This is a genomic window from Paenibacillus sp. JNUCC 34 (assembly GCF_058269055.1).
This window is the reverse complement of record NZ_CM177770.1, coordinates 2,304,566-2,328,771: the sequence shown is the minus strand read 5'-3', so window position 1 is coordinate 2,328,771 and position 24,206 is coordinate 2,304,566. Positions and strand designations below refer to the sequence as shown.

The following is a 24,206-nucleotide window of genomic DNA, read 5'->3' as shown; positions in this document are numbered from 1 at the left end:
ACGCTAACATTTTATGTTGGATGTATTGACCGATTATGTATTCTGACAGAGCTATACATGTCTCATTAGCTAAATATCCTTTGAGTGTCAATCATGTCAGTCAATATACATACATGTATTTTACTTGTATATAAAGTTAAATGTCAATTCAATTTTAGGACATAATTTCATGAAATTTTAATTAGAGATGACATAGACGCTTCTTTGGCTTGGTTTGCAGATCATAAGAATCATAAGAAAAAGACTCTACGATAGTTCGCAGAGTCCTCCTCGATTCAGTTCCCAATTGCTATTCAGCTAACAATTCATAAATCCTTCTTAAGTACTTCGATCAACCCGGCAGGCAGCTTAAATTGTTGATTGTTCATTTGAAAGCTTCGAAGTTCTTCTAACAAAGCTTCCTCAGCATGCGAGTCCTTGATAAGCTGAACTTCACGCTGCAGTCGCTCCATTTGATGATCAAGGTCATTTGCCGTATCCGCCGCAGCTTTCAGCTCAAGCAGCAGCTGTTCCGGTACAGACTGATTGTATTTGTAAAATATTTTGTGCTCCAGACTTGCCCAGAAATCCATGGCTATGGTCCGTATCTGCACTTCTACACACACATTCTCTACACGGTCAGACAAGAACACGGGTACTTCAACGAGTAAATGAAGACTTTGGTATCCGTTTGGCTTCGGATCTTTAATGTAATCCTTCACGTTTATCACTTTCAGATCGCTTTGCTTCTGCAGCATTTCACTGACTTTGTAAGTATCGGAAAGAAAAGAGCAGGTGATGCGCAAACCCGCAATATCTTTAATATTTTCTTCAATGGATTCCAGAGAAAGATCGTTTCCTTTACGGTACAACTTCTTTAAAATACTCTCCAAGGATTTTAACCTTGATTTCGTGTGCTCGATTGGGCTGTAGTCATGTAGAGCCTGAAACTCCTCTTTCAATATCTCGATTTTTGTCTCGATTTCATCCAAGGCGAATTTATATTTCATCATAAAACGGGTAATTTCATTTCGGATTGTTTTAAGTTGTCCTATTTGCTGTTGGTTCATTTCAAGTCGTCCTTTCGGTTACGTGATGGATCAAATGAATAAATAGCATCATTTCTTCTCCCCTATAGATTTTAAGCCTTTAAGGAGCATCACTGCAACTTTCTATGGTTATGATGTACTTTAAGTATCCGTTTTCGTTCCGAACCTTCGGCTAATTGTCAAATTTTTCACGCTTTTTTAATAACATACAAGCTCTTTTTCGCTCCATCTGCCTTTATCCTTTATATTTTTTGTGCTGTCTTAGCTCTAACAGTTGCGATTTGCGGATACGCGATACCTAAAAGGATGACCAATACCCCAATCCATTGCAATCCCGTGACAAGCTCATTCAAAAAAAGGACAGATACGATCACTGCAACCGGTAGCTCTCCTGCTCCAAGTATGGTTGCCAGCCCCGTGCTAATCTTAGGCGCACCCATGGCGAACAACAGAACTGGAAGCACCACCCCGAATGTGCCCAGTATTAGCCCATATACCCACAGGCCGCCGGCAGGCGATACTTCTAAAAATACTTTGGGTGTAAAAAGCACGGTTAACAGGATCAAGCCGCCACATGACATATAGAAGCTGCGGGTAATCGACGGCATTTGTGTCTCCACTCTCCCGCTGAAAAATACAAACAACGCCATCATGAGAGCAGCAGCGAGTCCAAGTAACGTACCTTTCAGATTAAGCTGGAGATGATCTGCTCCAATCAATCCTCCTGCTAATATCGTACCGATGAACAATATAACGATAGACACCAGTTTTGATTTGTCAGGCATTGACCTGGTCACAATCGCTTCAATAATAACCCCCATCCATGTGAACTGAAACAATAGCACTACTGCAATAGATGCGGGAATACTCTGCAGAGACTGGTAGTAGAACACCCCTGTTAAACAGGTGCATAGACCGACACCCGCGAGTCTGACAAATTGTTTGAGCGATACTTTTCTCCTCGCAAAAAATAGCATCAGAACAAGCAGAATCATCCATCCCGTTCCGAATTGGCTTATCATGATCTCTTCGAACACAAACCCTTTGCTATAAGCCAGCTTGACTACCGTCGACAGAATACCGAAACAGCAGGCTCCCAAAAATACATACAGCGAATTTTTCAGCAATTGAAACAAGACTCTCTCCTCCATAGAAAAACCCCACTCCTTTTTGTTTTGGATACCAGAAAACAAAAAAAAGTGGGGTAGAAAATTTCAATATATTATTAATATATTGTATGATAAATTATGGTGAATGTAAATGGTCGCGACTCTTATCTTTCGCGCTTTACAACCCTTTCAGAATCTTACGCAGTACCTCAACCACCTTCATCTCTTCTTCTTTAATAAGACGCATTTGTTCAATATCCTCAGCTCTTGACTGTCCATTCGGCGTCCCTCCTTCAGGGAACGGATACCGTTCATGCAGCTTATCAAAATGTTTCGTAATATTTCGATAAGCAGCTTCCGCTTCACCGAACCAATCCCGGATGTTCCGGTCTTGATCCTGTTCCGCCGGCCAATTTTCCAGAAGCTCCTTGAAAAATGCAGCCGCATTACCTCGAGCGTCTCTGACCACAGCGATATTGTAAGCATTCCCGTTTGGCTCAATGCTACCATTCTCGAAAGCTTTCATCCACACATCGTATCCTGCCAAACCTTTAACACTATCAACTGGGATATTTCCCTCTTCCCCATCGTAATGCTCCAAAATCGATTGCAGTGCATTTTGCAGCTGTTCACGTAATGAGACCTCGGTGAAGTCCTCAATAGCAAGAACGAATATTTCTTCGAGCACACTGCGTCCTAGATTATCGTAAGACAGCGTATCCTTTCTTCCACATTCCTCGGCGAACAGGGAGCTCTGTGCATCATCATACCCATATATAATACCAAACTCCGGGAAAAATAGATCCCACGCCAGCACCGGCACTCCACGGTCCAAAGAACGATGTATAAGCTCCAATGCCTCCGGTAGCGCCTGATGGATATCACGTTTCTCCATTGCGTTAACGTTTAGTTGGTCTTGTTGAAGCAAGTTCGTATTGGGACCTATTCCAGCCAACTTCCCATCTACCGTCTTAGAGCGGAAGCCCATGTTTTTTAATCCTCTTGTCAGAACTTCTGCAAAGCTGTACGCTGTTGGACCCGCAATATGAACACTCTCTGGTACGATATTGATTCGGAACGCATGACCTGTAAGCCCCATGATCATAGGGAGTGACAGCTTATGATCCGTATATTGAAGCATTTTATAGATTGACTCTGCAGCCGATGTCCAAGTTTTGACCTCTGATAGAGTCTCTTTGTACGCAAGTACCGTTTTTTTCATAATCCCCAAATCCCTTCTCGATTTAATATAAGAGTCAACTGTGACACGGATTTTTTGTTGAATAACTTTTTTTCGCGATCGAGAAATAATCTGGTACACGTTGGATGTCTTAAGCTGAAACAGATTCGCGATTTCTTGTGGTGACAGCTGTTCGAAGAAATGGGATTCAAAAATCAGACGTTCCCTCGGCTTAAGACATTGAATGATCTCAGCCAAGACGCGAAGCGTTTCCTTCTGCATCAACCGGCTTTCCGGGACATCTGACATAAACATGTCCTCCATGTGGGTCTGGTTAAGACGCCGCAAAATACCATCGAGATCATTCCAATCTGCGGAATCATTAACCTCCCGCTCCATGATGGAAGCCAGCGCGGTAAACGACTGTTCCTTCACAGCTGCTGAGCTGTTCAGTCTAGAGAACGCTTGGTTTCGAACAATTCGGTGTACCCAGGGCAGGAATCGTTCCACATCGACCAGTTTACCAAGATGCATAAATGCTCGAATGAGAGCATCCTGCACAATATCCTCTGCTAGGGAGGATTCTTGAGTATACGCTCTGGCATAGCGGTACACCTTGGCGCGATGCCGACGAACCAGTTCTCCAAACGCCTCGTTTTCACCAGACTGAGCCCGCTTCACCAGTTCTCTGTCTTCTAGCTCTTCCCAATCCTTGATGCTGCTGTCTTCCAAAGTATTCAACATATAACCCCGCTTTCAAAAAGTTGACCTGCTATATAGACTCGGGAAGTTCTTGGTTTCTGACAATTTCTCAAAAAAAATGATCCATAATTTAAGTTACCATATAGCACCTTTGATTTGGGGACATGATTTCTATCTCTTCTAACAAATTTTGAACGAAAAAAAAGACTGCCATGACAAGCAGCCCGGTCTGATTCATATTGGTTTAATAGCTTTTTTCATTCCCTGTGTTTCCAGCGTATTTATGGGTATGCGGAATTGCTCCATTAACCGTAGTGTAGCCTTCAAAATGATGATAATGGCCCCCTTCCGATAAAGGGAATGCAGGCCCTGTCGTGCCCCTAATCGTATGCTTGTGCCCATCATTAAATGAAGTTACGGCATAATAATTGTGGACATGCGGAACTCCGGATGGTGCAGCCTCTGTAATGCCGGCATAGTGATGATAATGACCTACATCATACGAGGTATTACCGGAAAATGGATGAACATGAAGGTTAACAGGTTTACCGTCCCAAGAAGTAATAAACAGCTTATGAGAATGCTCAGAGTTAGCATCAGAATCGTCTAAACAGAACAAAACCCCTTTTACTGGTTTGCTCATGAAAAAGCCCCTCCCTAGATCCCATTTAAGATTCAATATATGGAAAATAGAGAAGATGGTTCAATGACTTTGCAGCTTAAAAGAGCAATTCTCTTTTGTTGACATGATGACCTGATAAGGATCGATCAAACATTTCAAGAATGAAGAGGAACCTTTCGGCTTCGCGGAACACGTGGTCTGCCAACAACGGATGAATAATGCTCTTTATTCGGCACTGCTCAATCAAGTCAGCCGCTGTTTTCTTGAAATCGCGAAGGGACTTTACCGATACTTTGTTTTCATCGACAAATTGACTTAATAACGGTACGGTTTGTGATTGTGGTCGCATCGAACTTAAATCTATAGCCTGAAACATCAATTGGTCAAACTCATGACCGAACTCCCTAGCCTGCTCTACAAGCTTCCGCTCTGAGGGGTCCAGCAGATGGCCTATAAATTTTGCATGGTCAGCCATGATTCTTAAGAAAAATACATTTTCGTCGATAATCGCATCATGCAAAGGCTCCAGTTGCCCAGTATTCAATTCATGGAGCCGATTTCGAAAATAATTCGCTTCTCTGCTTACATGATCGACCAATAGCGGAAAATTGGTTTGCCCGGGAAGTTTACATCGTAATATGAGACCGAGCACCTTTCTTTTAAACGCCCAAATATGAGTTGCTGCGTTTTGCACTTCCGAATTAAACTCCCTAATCGTGGAAGGATCCGTATTTAAAGAATATGCGTGGGACCTTCTCTCGATATCTTCGAAAGTGGCTTGAAACTGCATCGCCTCGGCAATAAGCTGGGTATCTTCGCATCTAAAGCCTAATCGAAGAAACAAGGAGTGCTCCTTCATGATTCTTGACCAGAATTGTATCTCGTCTAACGACCGTGCCACGAAAGCATCTGTCAACCTCATCCCTCCTCCTGTAAATTTTACTTATCCTCATTTATTTACAATATATGTAATATGCTTGTTTCAATATGTCAAAACTCAACGCCACTATTTGATATATGGATTTTGACGGATCATCTGAATGAGGTTCATTGAGGAAGCTGATAATGGTTCGTTTTTTCGTGTACAAATAGCAATTGAATTTTTTAAATGGATTCCTTCAACATAAACTCGGGACAGCTCACCACGTTCTACATATTCGCGCACAACCAATGATGAGACGAAATTTGCACCGTATCCGGCAATAACAGCTGTGATAGCTTCATGCAGTCCGTTAAATTGCAAAGAGATTGTGGGAACTGATGAATTGTATGTACGACATAAAGATAATAGTCTCTCCCTAGTTGAACTACCTTCCTCACGCATAACAAAAGGTTCTTTCATCATTTCGGACAGAGTAACTTGCTGATTCGCATATCGGTGATTAGGTGCAACTACAAACCATAACTCGTCTTGAAACAATTCCTCTGTCAGAATCGTGTCCGGATATTTCTCGGCTATCCCCCCATAAATAGCGATATCCACATCTACATTTAAAAGTTGCCTCAGCGCATCACTTGAATTGGTCGTAGTAATCATCATTTCAACCTGTTCATATTGTTGTTTGAACTTTGCGATCCATGCGGGTATCAGGAAGTGAGCGGGTAAATACGTTGCGGCTAATCTAATGCATCCTTTCGTACCATTACGATAATCCTGAGCGAATTGTTCAATTTGCTGTTCAACCGCGAAAAGTCTTTTTGCAAGTAAAGCAAGCTCTTCACCAGCATCAGTTAGTGCAATCCCTCTTCCTAGAGGCTTAAGCAGGGTGAGTAACAACTCTTTCTCAAATTTCTTAATTTGAGCGGTAATAGCTGGCTGACTTATATTTAACAATTCTGAAGCGCGTGTCACGCTTCCAGTAGATGCGACCACATGAAATAAGCGTAATGCATGTAAATTCATTTATACGCCCCCTTCGCTTTAAATATATATATTATATGTATGAATCAACCAGAAACATATATTATTTTTATGATTAATTCTCACATACAATACAGCTGAAGGTAAAAAAATTAAGAGGAGAAGTGATAAGTATGAATCAAGCGAATACATGGGTGAAGGTTGATCAGTATATTACGGAGCGTCTGATTCCACATGACTCTGTACTGGAAAAAGTGTTGTCCGCAAATCAACAGGCAGGGTTACCACCCTATGATGTTACACCAAGTCAAGGGAAGTTATTAAACTTATTAGCTCAAATGAAAGGCGCAAAACGAATTTTGGAGATTGGTACATTGGGGGGATACAGTACAATCTGGTTGGCGAGAGCACTACCGTCTGATGGACAATTAGTGACATTGGAACTCAACCCAGTTCATGCTCAGGTAGCACAGGCGAATATATCCCTTGCTCAGCTAAGTGATATTGTAGAACTTCGAGTAGGAGAAGCTTTAGATCAATTGGCTCAAATGGAAAGGGAGGGTGTAGAACCCTTTGATTTTATATTTATTGATGCTGACAAACCAAATAATCCAAACTATCTAAAATGGGCACTTCATCTCTCTCATCCTGGAACTGTTATTATTGGAGATAATGTCATTCGTGAAGGCGAGGTCATTAATGAAAATAGTCAAGACCCCCGTGTCAAAGGAGTAAGGACGTTTTATGATCTGTTAGCTGAGGAACCCAAGATTACGGCAACTGCCATTCAGACGGTTGGCAGTAAAGGTTATGATGGTTTTGTATTAGGTATCGTAAATAGCTAATACAATCTTCATCAGTAGCAAAAACCATCGTCTTCTGGTTTACAGAAGACGATGGTTTCATGAACACTGTTTTATCAACAAACGCAGATCGATCACCAGTACCGATTTTCGTATTGTCAAACGTTTTTTCTGACATGCATTTCCTCATACCACTGCTTAGTGAAGAATTTCAAAGAAGGACTCCGGTTGGCAACGTGAAGTTTCCGTCCTCATCTGGTATAAACTCTACAATCTGGGTGACCGCATCTAAATTTAAAGGTCCATATATATGTGGAAAAAGCTTTCCTAACTCGTACAAATCTTCATATACGATATTTGATTCAACCTTCTCTTCATCTATAAACAACAGGAAGAGTCCGGTTTGACCTTTGTATATAGAATTCGCAACGTCAACAACCTGATCCGGTTTGGAGCAGTGAATAAAGCCTTCCTTTTTTAAACTTGCTGGAGCGTACTCCCCATCCTGAAGGGTCTGTCTCCAAGCCGAATAACTCAAGATATGCATAATCATAGATTCGCCCACCTTTCATTCATATAAGTAAATCATATATTATCTCTATTTAATTCGCTATATGGACCTCTCTCTAAAACTGTCAATGAAACGCTGAGCACTTTTGGATAAATAATGGTCCTTAAGCCAGACAATCCCCACTTCGGATTGGAAGTCTGCATCCTCGATTTCAAGCATTTGAACAACGCTGACGGGGTATGATGACATGACCGATTTAGGAAAGATCGTCGCTCCGATCCCGCTTGCTACAAGTGACATAATAATCGCCACACTCGAACATTCACAGATAATATTAGGCTGAAAGCCGTGACGTTTACATTCATTCATGACCTGCTCATGCATACGTGTCGTCTTGTCCGTCTTCAGGGTCAGGAATGGAAAGTGTGCAAGTTCCTTCATCTGTACGGACTTTTTTCCGATCTGAGAAGTCCACGAACTTGGAATGACGGCTACATAAGGATCTGATGGAAGAGGAAGCACCTCACAATGATCAATATGTGTCAGTGCTTCAAAAGGAAGCCTGGCTACAACCAGCTCAATGACTCGTTTCTGCAGCAGCTCTCCCAAATAAATATGATCACCTTCCAGAATCTTAAAGGTCACCTGCGGGTATGTTTCTCTAAACAACTGGATGCGGTGCGGCAACAATGATATACAAGATACCACGGATCCAAGTGAGAGAACTCCCCTTACACCTTCTTCTATCTCCTTGACTTCCTTAATGGTTTCATCAAACTGTGCCAGCAAAATCTCTGCTCTCTGCCTAAGAAGCTCCCCTGCTTCCGTCAGGTTTAGGCGTTTGGAGGTTCGATCAAATAATCTGACGCCCAGCTCTTCTTCCATCAGCTTCAGCTGACGGCTAAGCGGTGGCTGCTCCATGTTCAACTGCTTGGCCGCACGGGTGACTTGACCTTCCCTGGCAATGGCAAGAAAATACTTCATTTGTCGCATGTCCATAACATTCACCTGTCCGCCCATACCTAAATGATATGATAATTAAACAAAATAGATACTTTAAATATACCTTCTGAAGTGATAGCATTCAATTAAGAATAAATATGTTAGGGAGCGATGGGAACAATGGCTAGATCAATAGATATCCAAACAACAACAAAGAAAAAACAAAAACCGCTTCAACATGAGTTAGGGTTCGGTATTCACTTTACAGATCACATGTTCATTATGGATTACACTGACGATCGAGGCTGGCATGAACCCCGGATCGTGCCTTATCAACCGATCGTACTGGACCCCGCTGCCAAAGTATTTCATTACGGCCAGACGATTTTTGAAGGATTGAAAGCATACAAAACCACAGAAGGAAAGGTCCTTCTTTTCAGACCGGAAAGAAATATTCAGCGTCTAAACCGCTCGAATGAACGTCTGGGTGTGCCGGCATTGGATGAAGAGTTAGCTCTTGATGCATTGAAAAGCCTAATTGCCGTTGATCAGGAATGGATTCCTACGGAACCCGGTACCTCTTTATATATCCGTCCGTTTGTTATTGCAACGCAGCCGGCGCTTGGGGTTGATGCTTCAACCCATTATCAGTTCATCATCATCATGTCGCCAGTAGGCAACTACTACGCAGAAGGTGTGAACCCAGTTAAAATATTTGTAGAAAGTGAATATGTGCGTGCGGTAAGAGGCGGAATTGGTGAAGCTAAGACCGCCGGTAACTATGCTGCCAGCTTGAAGGCACAAGAAATTGCTAAGGAAAAGGGTTACTCCCAGGTTCTGTGGCTGGATGGTGTCCACCGTAAATATATCGAAGAGGTCGGCAGTATGAACGTCTTCTTCAAGATCAATGGAACCGTTCATACCCCTGCACTAAATGGAAGTATCCTGGACGGCATTACCCGGAGCTCGATTATTCAGTTGCTACGGCATTGGGACATTCCCGTGGAAGAGAGTACGATGTCCATCGAAGACCTGTTCAACGACGCAAAGAGCGGCGCTCTGGAAGAAGCATTCGGCACAGGTACTGCAGCTGTCATTTCTCCGATCGGTGAACTTGACTGGCTTGATGAAAAACGTGTCATATCTGATGGCAAGACAGGTGAAATCTCCGGTAAGCTGTACGACACATTAACAGGCATTCAGCGCGGAACCATACCGGATCCGTTCGGCTGGATGGTAGAAGTAAATATCTAAATAGTAATAACAACAAGGTTCCTGGAGATGTTCATTCCTGGGAGCCTTGTTCCTTTTATATTGTAGAAACTGGGGCTTCTGAAATCGGTAGCCTTATCGTGAAGACAGTTCCCTTCTCCAACTCACTTTGAACGGAAATCGAGCCTCCATGATCCTCCACGATTTTTTGGCATAAGGATAACCCAAGCCCTGTTCCTTCTTCTTTGGTTGTATAAAACGGATCAAAAATTTGATCGATATCTGCTTCGGCTATTCCCTTCCCTGTATCCGAAACTTCAATTATTGCAGTCTTACCCTCTATATGTAATGAGAACTGGACATGACCTGTCGTCTCCATCGCCTGAAATGCGTTACGTATAAGGTTAATCATGACCTGGATGATTTTGTCCCTATCCATATAAACCATAGCCGAATCATCCAGAATATCCATCGTAAACGAATGACCGCGAGAGGCTGCCTCGGATTCACAAAGAGAGAAGACTCTGGTCATACAAGAACGTAAAGAGTCCGGCTTCATATTGCTCGCATGAGGCTTGGAAAACTGAAGAAACTCTGCGGTCAGCTCTCCGACCCGCGTTATTTCACCCATGATGACTTCATACCATGGCTCAATGTTGTAATTTTGAATTTTGGAGAGCTGGACAAACCCTTTAATCGCTGTTAATGGATTGCGGATTTCATGAGCCATACCGGCCGCTAATTCGCCGACCGTTTTCATTTTAGCGGAGCGCATGAATTCTTCCTGGGTTTTTAGCCAGCTTTCTCTACGCATTTGGAATATTCTTTCTTCGGCCATGCTGATGATTTCTTGAAATGTTGATGCTTCTTGGGGAAATTTAGTTACGCTGTAGGTGATCTGTATGCCGAGTTCATCAAAAGGCATTAAATCCCTTACCCTATCAGTAGATGGTAGAAGAATCGCAAACCGATCTCCTGCATATCGGGCGGAACCAAGCATGTTCGTGAAGTGGTTTTGTATAGAGCGTGAAAAATGAATAAGAATCTCATTTGCTGTGGCTATATCTTTGGCATTCAATGATTTGAAGTTGTTAATATCGAGCAGTACAAGCTGAAAGTTAGTCCTGTTATCGGTAAGCTCTTGAACGGTTTTCATGTAGCCTTCGTAATTCAGGAAACCAGTAAGCGAATCATGATTAATGAGGTAATCGTTCTGCTTCGTTAAAGTTATTTTCTCCGATTCAATACGGATAATAATGTGGAACGTCATAATGATAACAAACAATGATATGATATCAAAAATCGATACGAGCAAGTTGTATTCATCTAATGGAGTGTAGGTCAGTCGAATGATGGAGTATTGCAGGACTAGCAGAAAGCCCACGGGCATCGTCTCTTTAAACTTCTCTTTGTGCTGGTTTAGATTAATAATCACGATGTAATACAGCAGTATACACCAATTTAAATTGCTGGCGAAATGAAATGCACCTAAAAAGATAAACTGAAACGCTTTGAGTCTCGGGTATTTACAATCCAGAGCCAAACTCACTGATAATAACAAAGCTGTAAAAATCATCAGTCCCAAACTCACATGTTTCCCTAATAAAATCGATGAGACGATAATAAATAGGGAAATAAAAGGAACAAACAGGAGTTTGATAATATTAATAGACAATCGAAATCACTCCCAAACTCAACTTACAAATGTTACTAATCATTCACTTTCATATGTTATAACATAAATAGGTGTTCTGAACAGTTAAAGTACAAAAAAACTTCACTGACAGTTTCGGTCAGTAAAGTTTAAAAAAGACACTTTTAATTGATGATCCAAAGAAAACTTTAATCCGTATGGGTATTGGCACAGGTACATCTGTCCTTACCGTCATACTATACCCAAGATAAACACACAACTTAACAAGAAGGAGCTGTTGTAATGGCTGGTCTGGGTGGAGTAACAGGCGGAGCAGGAACGGGACCCTTAAGAACTGAAAAAGGTGTTCCTGATGTTCATATGAAAACAGAATGGGGTGGTGGGCACCACATGACTGGACATGGATATGGTCACATCCATCACGAACACATGCATGGTCACGTCCATCACGATCACATGCATGGTCACGTCCATCACGGTCACATGCATGGTCACATCCATGGTCACGGTTGTGTACCTGCCCCAGTTCATGTGCCTGTTATCAAAAAAGGTGTCGCTCCAGAACTGGTTCTGTTTATTTTACTCGTTATCGCGATTCGGTGCTGTCACCATTAAATATAGGCTGGATTAGACTAAAAGATTGCATTGTAGTCAATTGACTGCACTGCAGTCTTTATTTTCATAAGATTTGTTATTTACACACACCACCTGATAATGAGAAAATGATATGTACTTTACATGTTCAACGGGAAAGGAAATGAGAATGGCACAGTTATATTTCAAATATGGAGCAATGAACAGCGGAAAATCGATTGAAATTTTGAAGGTTGCACACAACTATGAGGAACAAAGTAAACCGGTCCTAATCTTCACTTCAGCCTTAGATAACCGCGATGAAGTTGGATATGTCTCCTCCCGGATCGGCCTTAGAAGACAAGCTACTCCGATCATGGAGAATACCGATATATACGGAATTGTAAGTAGTCATGAACCTAAACCTTACTGTGTTCTCGTTGATGAATGTCAATTTTTAAGCAAGAGCAGTATCCTACAGCTGGTTCGTATTGTGGATGAGCTAGACGTCCCAGTGATGGGTTTCGGGCTCAAGAACGACTTTCAGAATGAGCTCTTTGAAGGAAGCCGCCTCATGTTGACATACGCAGATAAAATCGAAGAAATGAAAACGATCTGCTGGTTTTGTGAACGTAAAGCGATTATGAACCTTCGGGTAAAAGACGGAAAGCCTGTCTACACCGGAGAGCAGATCGTCATTGGCGGGAACGACACCTACTTCCCTGTCTGCCGCAAATGTCACACCAATCCCCCACTATAATAAAAGGAGACACAACCAACGTCATGCCTATTGTCAGACCTTTGATTACAGACCAGGATTTTCAGGAAGCAGCGGATCTCCAGTACAAAATTCGAATATTTAAAGATAATCATCTCATTGATTCCGGTACGATCGTTATCCGGTTTACAAATGAGACGATTATTACACAATCCGGTGTCAGCTCTCTCGGTTACCATAAACGTGATGAATGCGAATTTTTTGAGATACGGAAATAAATCAATCTATAACAAAAAGCCCTTTGCTAGGTTATACCTGTAAAGGGCTTTTTGTTGGATTTAAATGAATAAAGATTACTAAATTTTTTCAAGATAAATTAACTATTTGTATGAAATAAAAAAGCATCCCATGCGTTCTGACACATGAGATGCTTTCTGTAGTCTATTACGTCTAATGAATATCTTTCTTCACATTGCTGCCGCCAAGTACATCCGCAACATTTTGAATCGAAATAAATGCGTTCTTATCAATTTCCTGGACGACGGTTTTCAGTTTAGATACTTCAAGTCTGTTAACTACACAGTAAATCATTTGAGTCTCTCCCTTGGAGTAACCTCCTCTACCATACAGCAGAGTCGTGCTGCGTCCTAGGCGATCGTTAATCGCATCTGAAATATCCTCATAATCATTGGAGATGATTGTAACGGATTTGGACTCGTCCAAACCTTCAACAACTATGTCCATAACTTTCGCGGCGATATAATAGGTGAAGATGGAGAACATCGCTGAATCTGCACCGAAAACAAAACCGGCTACAATAAAAATAAATACGTTGATGAACATAACGATCTGGCCAACGGGTATACGCATTTTTTTGGAGAGAAGAATAGCAACGATTTCCGTGCCGTCAAGCGCCCCGCCGTTACGGATTACCAGCCCTACCCCAAATCCAAGAATCAATCCGCCGAAGAGAACGGCCAATATTTTTTCATTCGTAAAAGGCTCAACATTATGAAGCAGCGCCGTTGTAACTGATAGGACGATAATGCCGTACAGCGTGGATATGGCAAACGTTTTGCCAATTTGCTTGTAACCAATAAACAGAAAAGGCAGGTTGAACAAGAAAAGGAACAATCCAAGTGCAATAGGAGTAATTTTGGATAAAACGATAGAAATACCAGTTATCCCTCCATCAATGATGGTATTAGGGACGAGGAATACTTCGAGTGCTACGGCCATCATGATAGCTCCAAGTGTAATAAAAATGAAGCGTTTGATGATCTCGCCGACAGATAGCTTTCGGTGCTTTTTGGACATGCAGAGGACCCCTTCAGTGTAGAATATCATCGCTTTCGCGATAATTGTCGAAAATTACTTAAATAATAATATAGGAATTCTTAGCAATGATCAAATATTGTTGCTTTACATCAGCATTATCTCCTGACAAACTAAAAAAATTACCCGCATTCAATATCTTCTAACAACTGTTTTTCAAACCCCCGATTTGCTCATATGCGGCCCAATGGGTTAATATGATATAATAAAATTCATTGATTTTTTACATAAAACGACTGCATAAGTTTATCAAATAAAAGCATTATTTAAATAAACAGATAACCATAGGGGAGATCGTACTTATTATGTTAGATTGGATTGAGCAGGTTTTGACGTTTATGAAAAATATCGACATGAATCAGGTAGAATCCTGGCTTCACAAGTATTCCAGCCTGGGCCCTCTGCCGGGCATATTACTTCCCTTCATTGAAGCATTTCTTCCGATTCTGCCGCTTATCGTCATTGTAATGGGCAACGCAGCCGCCTATGGCTTGTGGTTGGGGTTCCTGTTCTCATGGATCGGCGTGTGCGCCGGCTCCATTGCTGTATTTTGGCTGGCACGTAAACTGGGAGGAAAGCTCGGACTGTACATCCAAAAGCGAATGCCGGGAACACAGCGTTTCTTTCACTGGATTGAGGAAAAAGGTTTTACTCCAATATTCATACTCTACTGCTTTCCCTTTACCCCATCATCGCTCATCAATGTAGCCTCCGGTATTAGTACCGTATCCATAAGAACATTCATCATTGCCGTTATGGCAGGCAAATCGGTCATGATTTTTATGGTCGCTTTTATCGGTCATGACTGGCAGGGATTCATTCATCAGCCGTGGCGTATACTGATTGCCATTGGTGTCCTTTGGCTGCTGTGGCTCGCAGGAAAAAAGATGGAGAACCGCTACCAACATGCCTAACATAAACACTTCTATACATTAAAAAACCGCCATATCGGCGGTTTTTTCGTTCTTCTATTCCAAATAAACAAATTCATCGGGATGAGAACGGATATATTGAGCAATCCTTTGATGAATTACCTCAGTGTGTTTTTGAAGCCTTTCATAGTAATCGTTAAATGAGTTCAGAAGTTCAAGGTTCTCCGTCATATCCGAACGGGAAACATTAAATATTTCTAAACTCTGGGAATACCCTTTAGCAGTCAATAAGCTTTCTATATCTTCCAATAACCGGGTAGCATCCTCATCTCCATGAACCTGGAAACTGCCTTTCAAGGCCCACCATTTCGGTGGCTGAGCCAGGAAATATGCGCTCCACCAAAATAATTCCTCCGGCGAGTGATGTACGTGATTATAATACACGCGAAAGATAAACAGCTGCTGTTGCCCCTCTGATAGACCCGCATAGAAAGTACGCTCATCCCCTCCACGCATACGAACTTCCTTGAAAGCTTGAATTAACGGTTCAAAACACGTTGTTCCGAGTGACATCTCATCCAGACTATTGAATTCATGACGGTTCAAATGGACCATTGACAATATATCAGCTCCTTCAGCATTATTATATCGCCAACGATCCAGTAAATGTCAATATACTTATTTTTGTGTGATCCTTCTATTTTGCACCTCTATCCTTGCTGTTTTTATATTCCTTCTCGAGTGCAGGGCGAAGGTCATCATGCGTGCTTTGATCCCACAGTGGAACACCTGAGCGGTAAGCGGCTCTCCCATTCAGATGGCCTGCAACCGGTGCCGTGATGAATACAAAGATAATACCTAACACAAGCTTAGCGCTAACATGGTCTACATAGAACATAAAGTACAGAAACGCACTTGCTAGTATTAAGAGAACGCCCAATGTTGAGCTTTTGGTCGCCGCATGCGATCTCAAATACACATCAGGCAGGCGGATTAAGCCAAATGCGCTCACAGCGCTTATCAACGCACCGATCAGCACCAATAGCCCGATCAACAGTTCTCCAACTTCACTCATCGTTACTCCGTTCAATGACATCACCTCTTTCAATAAATCTTGCCAAGGCTGTAGAGCCTATAAATGTCAGAATACCAATCAGCAATATGATGTCAAAATACGCTTCTGTCCGAAACAACATCGAAAGAACAGCGATCATAGACAGCAAAATAATTCCGATCGTATCCAGCGCCATAATCCGATCGTTCATGGAAGGACCTTTGATCAACCGATATAAGCATCCGAGCATAGCAAGCGACAATATAACCAGGGAAGCGATAAGCATGTTATTAAGCATTACTTAGTCACCTCCAAAATTGCTTTTTCAAAGGTATCCTTGATCTGTTGAACAACATCGCCCTTATCCTCTATATCCATGGCGTGAATGTATAACGTCCGTTTGTCATGGGACACTTCCATGGTCAGCGTGCCAGGGGTCAGACAAATAAGGCAAGATAACACGGTGATCTCCCAATCACTTTCCAGCTCCGTCTCATATGCAAAAATACCCGGGCGAATATCCAGTCTCGGTCTAATAACTTGACCAAGTACGGTAAAACTCGACTTAAACAGCTCTTTCAGAAACAGCAAGAGCAGTGCAATAATCGCCCATAACTTCCGTAAATAAAATCCACGTGGCCAGAATCGGTTTAAAAGTCCAATGAGGATGGCACCGATCAGATATCCAAGGATGAATCGCTGGGGAGACCAGTCCGAATAAAGAAACATCCAGACGAAGGCGATGATTAGATTTAATACAATTTGAAGGCCCATCTCCACTACTCCTTTAACACGGCTTCAATGTATATCGACGGATTGGTTAGAACCTCAGCCGCCTGTCCGGCGAAGGAATAAATCCATTCCGAACCGACCCCAAGTCCAATAACCAATACTAATAGACCGATTGCAGATACATAAGCCGAACCATGCCATTTTTTCTTGTCCCGAACAGGCAGCATGTGATCTTCCCGCCAGAATGCTCCTATAAATACACGCATTAAGGAGTACAACACAATCAGGCTCGAAGCTACCGCAACCGCCGTCAGCAGGAACTCACCTTCACTCAGACCGCCGCGAACCATCAGTACTTTACCTGGAAAACCGCTAAGGGGTGGAATCCCAACCAGAGCCAAGGCTAGAATGAAAAACATCCATCCTAGAAGCGGGTAACGTTTAATTAATCCGCCCATCTCGTTCAGCTTGTTCGTACCAGCAGCGGAGATGATCATTCCTCCCAGAATGAACATCAGCGCTTTTGCAATCATGTCATGAATGAGATAAAGCACCGCGCCATCAAGCGAATCCTTCGTTGCTACAGCCAAACCGAAAGCGATAAATCCGACACTGATGACCACATTATAGTTAAGAATCCGATGAATATCCTTGTACGCCACAGCTCCAAGCCCACCCAGAATCATTGTAGCCATTGCCATCCAAGCAATGATATTGTGCGTGAAGCCTTGGTCGTGATAAAAGATGAGCGTAAACGTACGGATGATCGCATACAACCCTACTTTTGTCAGCAGTGCACCGAATAACGCAGTTACAGCTGCGGGAGGAACACTATAGGACCCCGGCAGCCAGAAGAACAGGAACAGCCCTGCTTTCAATGAGAATACAATCAAAAACATGATGGCGATCACACTCAGTAAGCCGCCTTGTCCTGCTTCTGCTACACGAACGGATAAATGGGCCATATTCAGTGTACCGACCACACCGTAAAGATTAGCCATGGCAGCAACAAACAGCGCAGACGAAATGATGTTGATCAAAATGTATTTTAGCGTCTCTCTAAGCTGTCGTTTGGTACCTCCCAGAACGATCAGCGCATAGGAAGATATAAGCATGACTTCAAAGCAGACAAACAAATTAAACAGATCACCGGTCAGAAATGAACCGATAACACCCGCTAATAGAAATTGAAAAAACGGATAGAAGTAATACTTCTCTCTCTGCTCGCCAATCGTGTAAAAAGCGTATAAGAGACATCCTGCCGCCACAATTAGTGTTGTCAGCACAAGCAGTACCGCAAACATATCCGCCACGAACACGATGCCATATGGCGGCAACCAGCCACCCATATATAACGTCTGAATCCCCTTCTCCTGAACCTGATCCATAATGAGCACAACCGATACCCCATTAAGGAAGACACTGACCAGACTTATCCATCGCTGCACCTTTACTCTTTTAGAAAGGAAAATGAGGATAACTGCTGTGAGCAATGGAATCAGGAGCGGAAGAACGATCAAATTATTCATCCTCTTCCCCCCTCAATTCTTCCATATCGTCAGTCCCGAGCCGCTGATACGCTTTATAAGCAAGTACGAAAAAGAACGACGTCACGCCGAAGCTGATAACAATGGACGTCAAAATAAGCGCCTGTGGGAGCGGATCAACATACGATTCCGCCTGTTCCCCTAACAGCGGTGCTGCACCTGTCTTAAGCTTAGCCGTTGTCAGCAGCAGCAAGTTAACCCCATGTGAAATTAGAGAAGTTCCCAAAATGATGCGAAGCAGGCTTTTGGAGAGAATCAAGTACACCCCAACAGCAAACAAAACACCGATCGCAAGTGACATATATAATTCCATGGCTAGTTGTCCCTCCCAATTGAATAAATGATCGTCATGGTGACCCCTACAACAGCCAAATATACACCCGTATCGAACAGCAGAGCGGTAGCAAGCTCAGTATCTCCCAGCAGCGGCAGTTCAAAATGGCCGAAAGCATGACTGAGGAACGGCATGTCAAACAGGAAGGATCCCATGCCTGTAAAATACGCGAAAAGAAGGCCTATAGCCGTGACCGTTCTGAAGTTTACCGGGATCATTTTCTGGCTTACATTCATACCAAACGCCATCGAAAGTAGCACTAACGCTGAGGAAGTCATTAATCCCCCGACGAAGCCTCCACCTGTGCTATTGTGTCCGGCAAGGAATAAATAAAGCGCAAACGTCAAGATGATAAAGATGACCACTTTCGAGATCGTTTTCAGTATTACGTCGTTGCTTTTCGGTAAGAGGATATCCAATCTCATCTCCCGTTGCCCGAGAATAGCATCACCCGGATCGATCTTGATCATGGCATAGATACCCAAAGCTGCAATACATAGCACCGTGATTTCTAGCATCGTATCAAATCCACGGAAATCTACTAGAATGACGTTGACAACATTTTTACCTCCGGCTGACGTATAGCTTTCTTTCAAGAAGAAGTCTGAAATAGGCTCAAACATTCTGTCACTGGTTGCTCCTAAAGCAATGAGTGTTATCACAACACCTACACCGATCGAGATTAGCGCATTGGTCCATTTGAATCTCAGAGGAACATGCTCCTTCTTGAGTTTCGGCAGATGATAGAAGCACAGCAGGAACAGCATGACGGAGACAGTCTCCACAACCATCTGTGTAAGAGCCAAATCCGGCGCCCGAAACAATACAAAGAACAATGTGACCATATAACCTGACATACCTGTCAAAATGATAGCAACTAGACGTGAGCGGACAAATGGAAGCGCCAAAACTGATATCATAAGCACGATAATGACGATCGATTCGTAAAACGATATCGGAGCGTATTGTGAAATATTAATCTTGATCCCATCCGAATACACCATGGCGTATCCTAAAAGTAAGATCATGAACCCAAAAATATAAATCATGTAGTGCCGAATAGACCCGGTCATATAGCTGCTTGTCAGCTTTCTCCCGCCCTGTTCAAGAGAAGTTAATCCACGGTCGTAAAGCTGGTTGAACGTAACACGGTTGAATAATGGGCGATTAAGCACACGAAGTTTCCCATAAAGCTTGTACAGAATCGTACCCAGTACGATAATGCCTATCGTCATAAAAATCTCGGTTGTCCAGCCGTGCCAGAAGTCGATCTTCACCATAAATTTTTCACCCGGTGCGAGCATATCTGGCATAATGGCAGCCATCGCCGGTTCAATAAGTGAGTAGGACAACAGGTTTGGGAACAAACCGAATACAACGGCAAGTGATGCCAAAATCACTGGCGGTATCAGCATTCCAAGCGGCGCCTCATGCGGCTTCTTATCCAACTTGGCCGGCTGCAGTTTGCCTGTGAAAGTCTTGAACACCAAAATCATGCTGTACAGGAATGTGAATACGCTCGCGATCCAAGCCACAACAGGAATGAGTACGCCCCAAGTCTGTACATTCCAGAAATCCATTTCCGTTGCATGGAGAACGGCCGTAAAGAACATTTCTTTACTCAAAAATCCGTTGAACGGCGGTAACCCGGCCATAGAGAAAGCTCCAATGGCAGCTACCGTAAAGGTGATTGGCATCAGTGCCATCAGACCACCAAGCTTCCGGATATCACGCGTTCCAGTTTCGTGGTCGACAATACCAACCACCATAAACAGCGCACCCTTAAACGTAGCATGGTTTATCAAGTGAAAAATAGCGGCTGTCGTTGCTTTCGTGTAAATCAGAGATTCGGGACTCCCGGAATAAAAAGCGGCAGCCGAGCCAAGCCCGAGCAAACTCATAATCAGACCGAGTTGGCTTATCGTTGAAAACGCAAGTAGTGCCTTTAGATCCGTCTGTTTAATGGCCCGGATGGATCCGTATATCAACGTAGTAAGACCGACAGCTGTAACCAGCCAGAACCATTCCGCCTGCCCGGCAAACACCGGACTAAAGCGAGCAACCAAATAAAGCCCTGCTTTAACCATTGTTGCCGAGTGAAGATAGGCGCTGACTGGAGTCGGTGCTTCCATCGCGTCCGGCAGCCAAATATGAAACGGAAATTGAGCCGATTTCGTAAAGGCGCCAAGCAAAATCAAAATCATGGCGGGGATAAATAAGGTATGGTCTGTTATTTCAGGGACCTGACCAATGATCTCCCTTACACTCATGCTTCCGGACATTATGGAAAGCATAAGGAAACCGGTAAACATGGCAAGACCACCGAATACCGTAATGAGCATCGATTTCAGAGCTCCGTATCTTGACCGTTCCCGGGAATACCAGAAAGCAATCAGCAGAAAGGATGAAACGCTCGTCAACTCCCAAAAGCCGTAAAGAACCATCACATTATCGGACAAAACGACACCAAGCATCGCACCCTTGAACAGAAGCAGGTATACATAAAACCGATGAACCGCTTCCTTGTTCTTATCCATATAAAAGACGGAATATAGGATGACAAGTAAACCGATTCCGGTAATCAACAGGGTGAACAAAAGACTGAGCCCATCAAGGTATACCGAAAAATTGATGCCCAAGGAAGGTATCCACGGTAAGCTTGAGAGCACTCCCTCACCTTCCTGTACAGAAGGAATTCTGTTTAGGAAATAAACAAATAAGATGACCGGTACAGGAAGGACAAACCATCCTGTGTGAATACGTTTCGTAAACTTGTAAATAAGAGGTACCAGAACGGCAAAAATAATAGGTGCCATAATGGCGGCATGAAGCAGCGACAAGTTGATTCCTCCTTAACCCAAATATGTTAGTCGTTCCTCAGTATTACCAATCCAAAATTCGTAAGACCAAAAAAACGCAAAAAGAGCCTGCTGTTGGCAGGCTCCTCCGGTTATTTCCATATGTAGTTATTAATTCAAAAGTAAACACGTCTCAAACTGTGAATCAGTATAGCCTATGAATAACGCTTTGTCAAAGGTATTGTGAATGAAAACACATAAAATGGGCATCACTCATAAGTGAGGAGTGATTAGAATGATCGTCCGAAAGATTATAGTATGCTGTGTTTTATTCGCTTTTCTTGTGTTGGGTGCCGCTATGCTGAACAGGCATGTCAGCCAGGTGTACTACCCTGAACCCAAGTATGCACCACACAGTCCCAAGTATAATATAAACACAATCAACGCAAAGGAAACGGATGTAGGAGCCCAATTCTTTGGCCCACGTGAATACATCCGGATAATTCAACGTCCGACTGACTAATTTTCTCCGAACACAACACATAAATAAAGCCAGATGGCCTTCATTGTTTATAAACTTTTAAAAGCTTCAATAAAACCTGATGGGTCTTCCTTAACGGTGTACGAATAAACTCCAAGCTTTGTATGCAGGTATAAAAATCCCCCTGCCTCCCCCATCTGACGGTAAGACAGATCAAACACATCAGCAATGGGAAATTCACGATAATGGGTTACGATCTTATCGCGATACAAATATAACGTTCGGTTATCCTCATATGTCATTTGTTCCGTACTTCCAACTTCCCTTTGAATCTTATAATAGGGCTGTACAGCTAACCACTCCATATTCGCCCTCCTTATAAATATACTCAAACTTATGAATTCAACGTTCTTTCAGCGGCATCAACCGTATGTTTTAGCAGTGTTGCAATCGTAACAGGTCCTACTCCGCCTGGAACAGGAGTAATCGCACTCGCATGCGGGAAGCAAGCTTCATAATCGCAATCTCCTATATTTCCTTCGTTATAACCGGCATCCATAATAACAGCACCCGGTTTAATCCAATCTCCCTGTATGAAGTTTGGTTTTCCGACCGCTGCCACCACGATATCACCTTGTGACACCAGTTGATCCAAGTTTTGCGTTCTGGAATGGCAAATCGTTACCGTTGCATTCCGGTTTAAAAGCATCATAGATACCGGTTTACCGAGGATCGGACTTCTTCCAACGACAACCGCATGCTTTCCTTCAATCGGAATGTGGTAAGCATCCATAATTGCCATAATCGCTGCAGGTGTGCAGGATGGGAAAAGGGCCTGGCCAAACGCATTTTGAGCAAAACCGAGCATCGTTACACCGTCTACGTCTTTTTCAATCGAAATAGCTTCAAACGCAGCCCGCTCATCAATGTGATGCGGTACAGGATGCTGCAGCAAAATCCCATGTACAGAAGGGTCGTTATTCAGCTCTTTTATTACATTAATTAACTGTTCAGTAGAAGTCATCTGATCCAATACCACACGTTTAGAGTCAATCCCCAGCCTCTTGCATGCATTTCCCTTCATACGGACATACGTCTCTGAAGCAGGGTCATCTCCGACGAGGACCGTCGCCAGGCAAGGTGTTGTCCCTTCTTGAACCAACCTTTCCACACGTACTTTCAATACTTCTTTTATGCTGTTCGCCACTTGATTGCCATCCAAAATCAACGTTTCCTTGCTCATGTGATCAGCCCTTTCGACAATTTATGTTTTTAGAAACACAAAGAGGTAAGGAGATCCTATGGAATCTCCTTACCTCTGCCCAGGCGTACGGCTGTTATCTATGTGCTCCCTCATGGTATTCCATGTTACGCCAGTTACACATAGTGACTTTTTCTTAATATATCACGTTTTGGTGAGGGGCGCACCTTTAATTGCAGATGAAATTATTAATCTTTTTTTCGCTTGCCGAGCCGGTCCATGACTTCCAGCGCCGCTACAAATAAAACGAATAAAATGAACAAAGGAACAGATCTTCCATAGTCAATCAGTCCGAACTGAGGCGCAACCGCTGCGGTAATTCCAACGATAACAATACCCAGCACAGAAAATTTCCAACCTTTAAGCATAATGAATGACTCCTCGCTTCTTCACTTCCTGATTCGTCCATTATACTATGCGCACGGATAAAAATTACATATCTCTTTTGAACCTATGCCCGAGCCGATCAACGCATGACGTCAAACATGCGATACTCTAATTCATACCGCTTCACAAATAGAATCACGCATAGATTTCGGAAGACTTTTAAATACCAGCTCGTAGGAGTGATCAATCATATCCTGTAAATCTGAAATCGTTAAGGAGCCGTCACAGATGACCGTATTCCAATGTTTCTTGTTCAGATGATAGCCAGGCTGAACGGCAGCATGCTGTTCCCGAAGATTCTCAGCGATTACCGGATCACACTTTAATGCTATATGGGTAAACCCGTTCTCTTCAGATTTGGAGATCAGCGCAAACATTTTACCCCCGACCTTTATGACGAGCGGAGATGGACCGAACGGGTAGTCTTCTACAGCTCCTTTTTGGGTTAGACAGTATGTTATTAGATGGCTATGCACGAGATTTCTCTCCT

General features: G+C 43.0%; 27 protein-coding genes and 1 riboswitch. Of the genes, 6 read left to right on the top strand and 21 right to left on the bottom strand.

Annotated features, from left to right (window positions below; translation table 11 throughout):
* Positions 1-305: 305 nt before the first annotated feature.
* The 6 genes from AC2TF5_RS11040 to AC2TF5_RS11015 all read right to left on the bottom strand — a co-directional run bounded on the left by AC2TF5_RS11040 (position 306) and on the right by AC2TF5_RS11015 (position 6,544).
* On the bottom strand, positions 306-1,049 hold the full coding sequence (locus AC2TF5_RS11040; RefSeq protein WP_491302200.1) for a GTP pyrophosphokinase: 744 nt from the start codon (positions 1,047-1,049) through the stop codon (positions 306-308).
* A 221-nt stretch (positions 1,050-1,270) separates the two neighbouring features.
* Entirely contained in the window at positions 1,271-2,179 is a 909-nt protein-coding gene (locus AC2TF5_RS11035) for an EamA family transporter (protein WP_491302199.1), read from the bottom strand.
* Positions 2,180-2,315: 136 nt separating this feature from the next.
* Positions 2,316-4,061 (bottom strand): RNA polymerase sigma factor, encoded by a 1,746-nt coding sequence (locus tag AC2TF5_RS11030; protein ID WP_491302198.1) that lies wholly within the window; start codon positions 4,059-4,061, stop codon positions 2,316-2,318.
* Between the two features lie 202 nt (positions 4,062-4,263).
* Positions 4,264-4,662 carry a YmaF family protein gene (locus tag AC2TF5_RS11025; RefSeq protein WP_491302197.1) on the bottom strand — a complete coding sequence of 133 codons (399 nt, stop codon included), beginning with the start codon at positions 4,660-4,662 and terminating at the stop codon, positions 4,264-4,266.
* Positions 4,663-4,738: 76 nt separating this feature from the next.
* On the bottom strand, positions 4,739-5,500 hold the full coding sequence (locus AC2TF5_RS11020) for a DUF2935 domain-containing protein (RefSeq protein WP_491302864.1): 762 nt from the start codon (positions 5,498-5,500) through the stop codon (positions 4,739-4,741).
* Positions 5,501-5,647: 147 nt separating this feature from the next.
* On the bottom strand, positions 5,648-6,544 hold the full coding sequence (locus tag AC2TF5_RS11015) for a LysR substrate-binding domain-containing protein (RefSeq protein WP_491302196.1): 897 nt from the start codon (positions 6,542-6,544) through the stop codon (positions 5,648-5,650).
* A gap of 131 nt (positions 6,545-6,675) precedes the next feature.
* On the opposite strand from AC2TF5_RS11015, the gene AC2TF5_RS11010 reads away from it, so the two are divergent.
* Positions 6,676-7,347, top strand: a complete 672-nt coding sequence (locus tag AC2TF5_RS11010; RefSeq protein WP_491302195.1) for an O-methyltransferase — start codon at positions 6,676-6,678, stop codon at positions 7,345-7,347.
* A gap of 169 nt (positions 7,348-7,516) precedes the next feature.
* On the opposite strand, the gene AC2TF5_RS11005 is transcribed toward AC2TF5_RS11010, so the two are convergent.
* Together AC2TF5_RS11005 and AC2TF5_RS11000 are read right to left on the bottom strand one after the other, a co-directional pair.
* Complete coding sequence (locus AC2TF5_RS11005; RefSeq protein ID WP_491302194.1) at positions 7,517-7,858, bottom strand: DUF952 domain-containing protein; 342 nt, start codon at positions 7,856-7,858, stop codon at positions 7,517-7,519.
* Positions 7,859-7,915: 57 nt separating this feature from the next.
* The gene (locus AC2TF5_RS11000) at positions 7,916-8,815 is read right to left on the bottom strand and encodes a LysR family transcriptional regulator (RefSeq protein WP_491302193.1); all 900 of its coding nucleotides are present in this window, start codon (positions 8,813-8,815) and stop codon (positions 7,916-7,918) included.
* 123 nt (positions 8,816-8,938) lie between these two features.
* Between AC2TF5_RS11000 and AC2TF5_RS10995 the strand changes: the two genes are divergently transcribed.
* Complete coding sequence (locus AC2TF5_RS10995; protein WP_491302192.1) at positions 8,939-10,012, top strand: branched-chain amino acid aminotransferase; 1,074 nt, start codon at positions 8,939-8,941, stop codon at positions 10,010-10,012.
* Between the two features lie 55 nt (positions 10,013-10,067).
* Here AC2TF5_RS10995 and AC2TF5_RS10990 read toward each other — a convergent pair whose 3' ends face one another.
* Positions 10,068-11,645 carry a sensor histidine kinase gene (locus AC2TF5_RS10990; protein ID WP_491302191.1) on the bottom strand — a complete coding sequence of 526 codons (1,578 nt, stop codon included), beginning with the start codon at positions 11,643-11,645 and terminating at the stop codon, positions 10,068-10,070.
* A gap of 261 nt (positions 11,646-11,906) precedes the next feature.
* Between AC2TF5_RS10990 and AC2TF5_RS10985 the strand changes: the two genes are divergently transcribed.
* The 3 genes from AC2TF5_RS10985 (at position 11,907) to AC2TF5_RS10975 (ending at position 13,193) form a co-directional block, all read left to right on the top strand.
* Complete coding sequence (locus tag AC2TF5_RS10985) at positions 11,907-12,239, top strand: hypothetical protein (RefSeq protein WP_491302190.1); 333 nt, start codon at positions 11,907-11,909, stop codon at positions 12,237-12,239.
* A gap of 148 nt (positions 12,240-12,387) precedes the next feature.
* Positions 12,388-12,957, top strand: coding sequence for a thymidine kinase (locus tag AC2TF5_RS10980; protein ID WP_491302189.1), 570 nt, complete (start codon positions 12,388-12,390; stop codon positions 12,955-12,957).
* 23 nt (positions 12,958-12,980) lie between these two features.
* Complete coding sequence (locus AC2TF5_RS10975) at positions 12,981-13,193, top strand: hypothetical protein (protein ID WP_491302188.1); 213 nt, start codon at positions 12,981-12,983, stop codon at positions 13,191-13,193.
* Between the two features lie 172 nt (positions 13,194-13,365).
* On the opposite strand, the gene AC2TF5_RS10970 is transcribed toward AC2TF5_RS10975, so the two are convergent.
* Complete coding sequence (locus tag AC2TF5_RS10970; RefSeq protein WP_491302187.1) at positions 13,366-14,232, bottom strand: YitT family protein; 867 nt, start codon at positions 14,230-14,232, stop codon at positions 13,366-13,368.
* 323 nt (positions 14,233-14,555) lie between these two features.
* Here AC2TF5_RS10970 and AC2TF5_RS10965 point away from each other — a divergent pair, with 323 nt between their 5' ends.
* Positions 14,556-15,164 (top strand): TVP38/TMEM64 family protein, encoded by a 609-nt coding sequence (locus AC2TF5_RS10965; RefSeq protein ID WP_491302186.1) that lies wholly within the window; start codon positions 14,556-14,558, stop codon positions 15,162-15,164.
* 54 nt (positions 15,165-15,218) lie between these two features.
* Here AC2TF5_RS10965 and AC2TF5_RS10960 read toward each other — a convergent pair whose 3' ends face one another.
* The 11 genes from AC2TF5_RS10960 to AC2TF5_RS10910 all read right to left on the bottom strand — a co-directional run bounded on the left by AC2TF5_RS10960 (position 15,219) and on the right by AC2TF5_RS10910 (position 24,192).
* Positions 15,219-15,743 carry a hypothetical protein gene (locus AC2TF5_RS10960; RefSeq protein ID WP_491302185.1) on the bottom strand — a complete coding sequence of 175 codons (525 nt, stop codon included), beginning with the start codon at positions 15,741-15,743 and terminating at the stop codon, positions 15,219-15,221.
* 76 nt (positions 15,744-15,819) lie between these two features.
* On the bottom strand, positions 15,820-16,197 hold the full coding sequence (gene mnhG / locus AC2TF5_RS10955) for a monovalent cation/H(+) antiporter subunit G (protein ID WP_491302863.1): 378 nt from the start codon (positions 16,195-16,197) through the stop codon (positions 15,820-15,822).
* A complete protein-coding gene (locus tag AC2TF5_RS10950) occupies positions 16,190-16,474 on the bottom strand; it encodes a Na(+)/H(+) antiporter subunit F1 (RefSeq protein ID WP_241929555.1) in 285 nt (94 codons plus the stop codon). The genes mnhG and AC2TF5_RS10950 overlap by 8 nt, the downstream gene beginning before the upstream one ends.
* Positions 16,474-16,950 carry a Na+/H+ antiporter subunit E gene (locus AC2TF5_RS10945; RefSeq protein ID WP_491302184.1) on the bottom strand — a complete coding sequence of 159 codons (477 nt, stop codon included), beginning with the start codon at positions 16,948-16,950 and terminating at the stop codon, positions 16,474-16,476. Before AC2TF5_RS10945 ends, AC2TF5_RS10950 begins: the two co-directional genes overlap by 1 nt.
* A gap of 5 nt (positions 16,951-16,955) precedes the next feature.
* Positions 16,956-18,437 carry a Na+/H+ antiporter subunit D gene (locus tag AC2TF5_RS10940; RefSeq protein ID WP_491302183.1) on the bottom strand — a complete coding sequence of 494 codons (1,482 nt, stop codon included), beginning with the start codon at positions 18,435-18,437 and terminating at the stop codon, positions 16,956-16,958.
* Positions 18,430-18,768 carry a Na(+)/H(+) antiporter subunit C gene (locus tag AC2TF5_RS10935; protein ID WP_241929558.1) on the bottom strand — a complete coding sequence of 113 codons (339 nt, stop codon included), beginning with the start codon at positions 18,766-18,768 and terminating at the stop codon, positions 18,430-18,432. The genes AC2TF5_RS10940 and AC2TF5_RS10935 overlap by 8 nt, the downstream gene beginning before the upstream one ends.
* Before the next feature lie 2 nt (positions 18,769-18,770).
* A complete protein-coding gene (locus tag AC2TF5_RS10930; RefSeq protein WP_491302182.1) occupies positions 18,771-21,629 on the bottom strand; it encodes a Na+/H+ antiporter subunit A in 2,859 nt (952 codons plus the stop codon).
* 528 nt (positions 21,630-22,157) lie between these two features.
* Positions 22,158-22,433, bottom strand: coding sequence for a hypothetical protein (locus AC2TF5_RS10925; RefSeq protein WP_491302181.1), 276 nt, complete (start codon positions 22,431-22,433; stop codon positions 22,158-22,160).
* Positions 22,434-22,462: 29 nt separating this feature from the next.
* Complete coding sequence (locus AC2TF5_RS10920) at positions 22,463-23,311, bottom strand: bifunctional 5,10-methylenetetrahydrofolate dehydrogenase/5,10-methenyltetrahydrofolate cyclohydrolase (protein ID WP_491302180.1); 849 nt, start codon at positions 23,309-23,311, stop codon at positions 22,463-22,465.
* A gap of 70 nt (positions 23,312-23,381) precedes the next feature.
* Positions 23,382-23,459: riboswitch (ZMP/ZTP riboswitch) on the bottom strand.
* A 58-nt stretch (positions 23,460-23,517) separates the two neighbouring features.
* A complete protein-coding gene (locus AC2TF5_RS10915; protein ID WP_491302179.1) occupies positions 23,518-23,697 on the bottom strand; it encodes a hypothetical protein in 180 nt (59 codons plus the stop codon).
* A 132-nt stretch (positions 23,698-23,829) separates the two neighbouring features.
* Positions 23,830-24,192: an MmcQ/YjbR family DNA-binding protein gene (locus AC2TF5_RS10910; RefSeq protein WP_491302178.1), complete on the bottom strand. Its 363-nt coding sequence runs from the start codon at positions 24,190-24,192 to the stop codon at positions 23,830-23,832.
* Positions 24,193-24,206 lie beyond the last annotated feature (14 nt).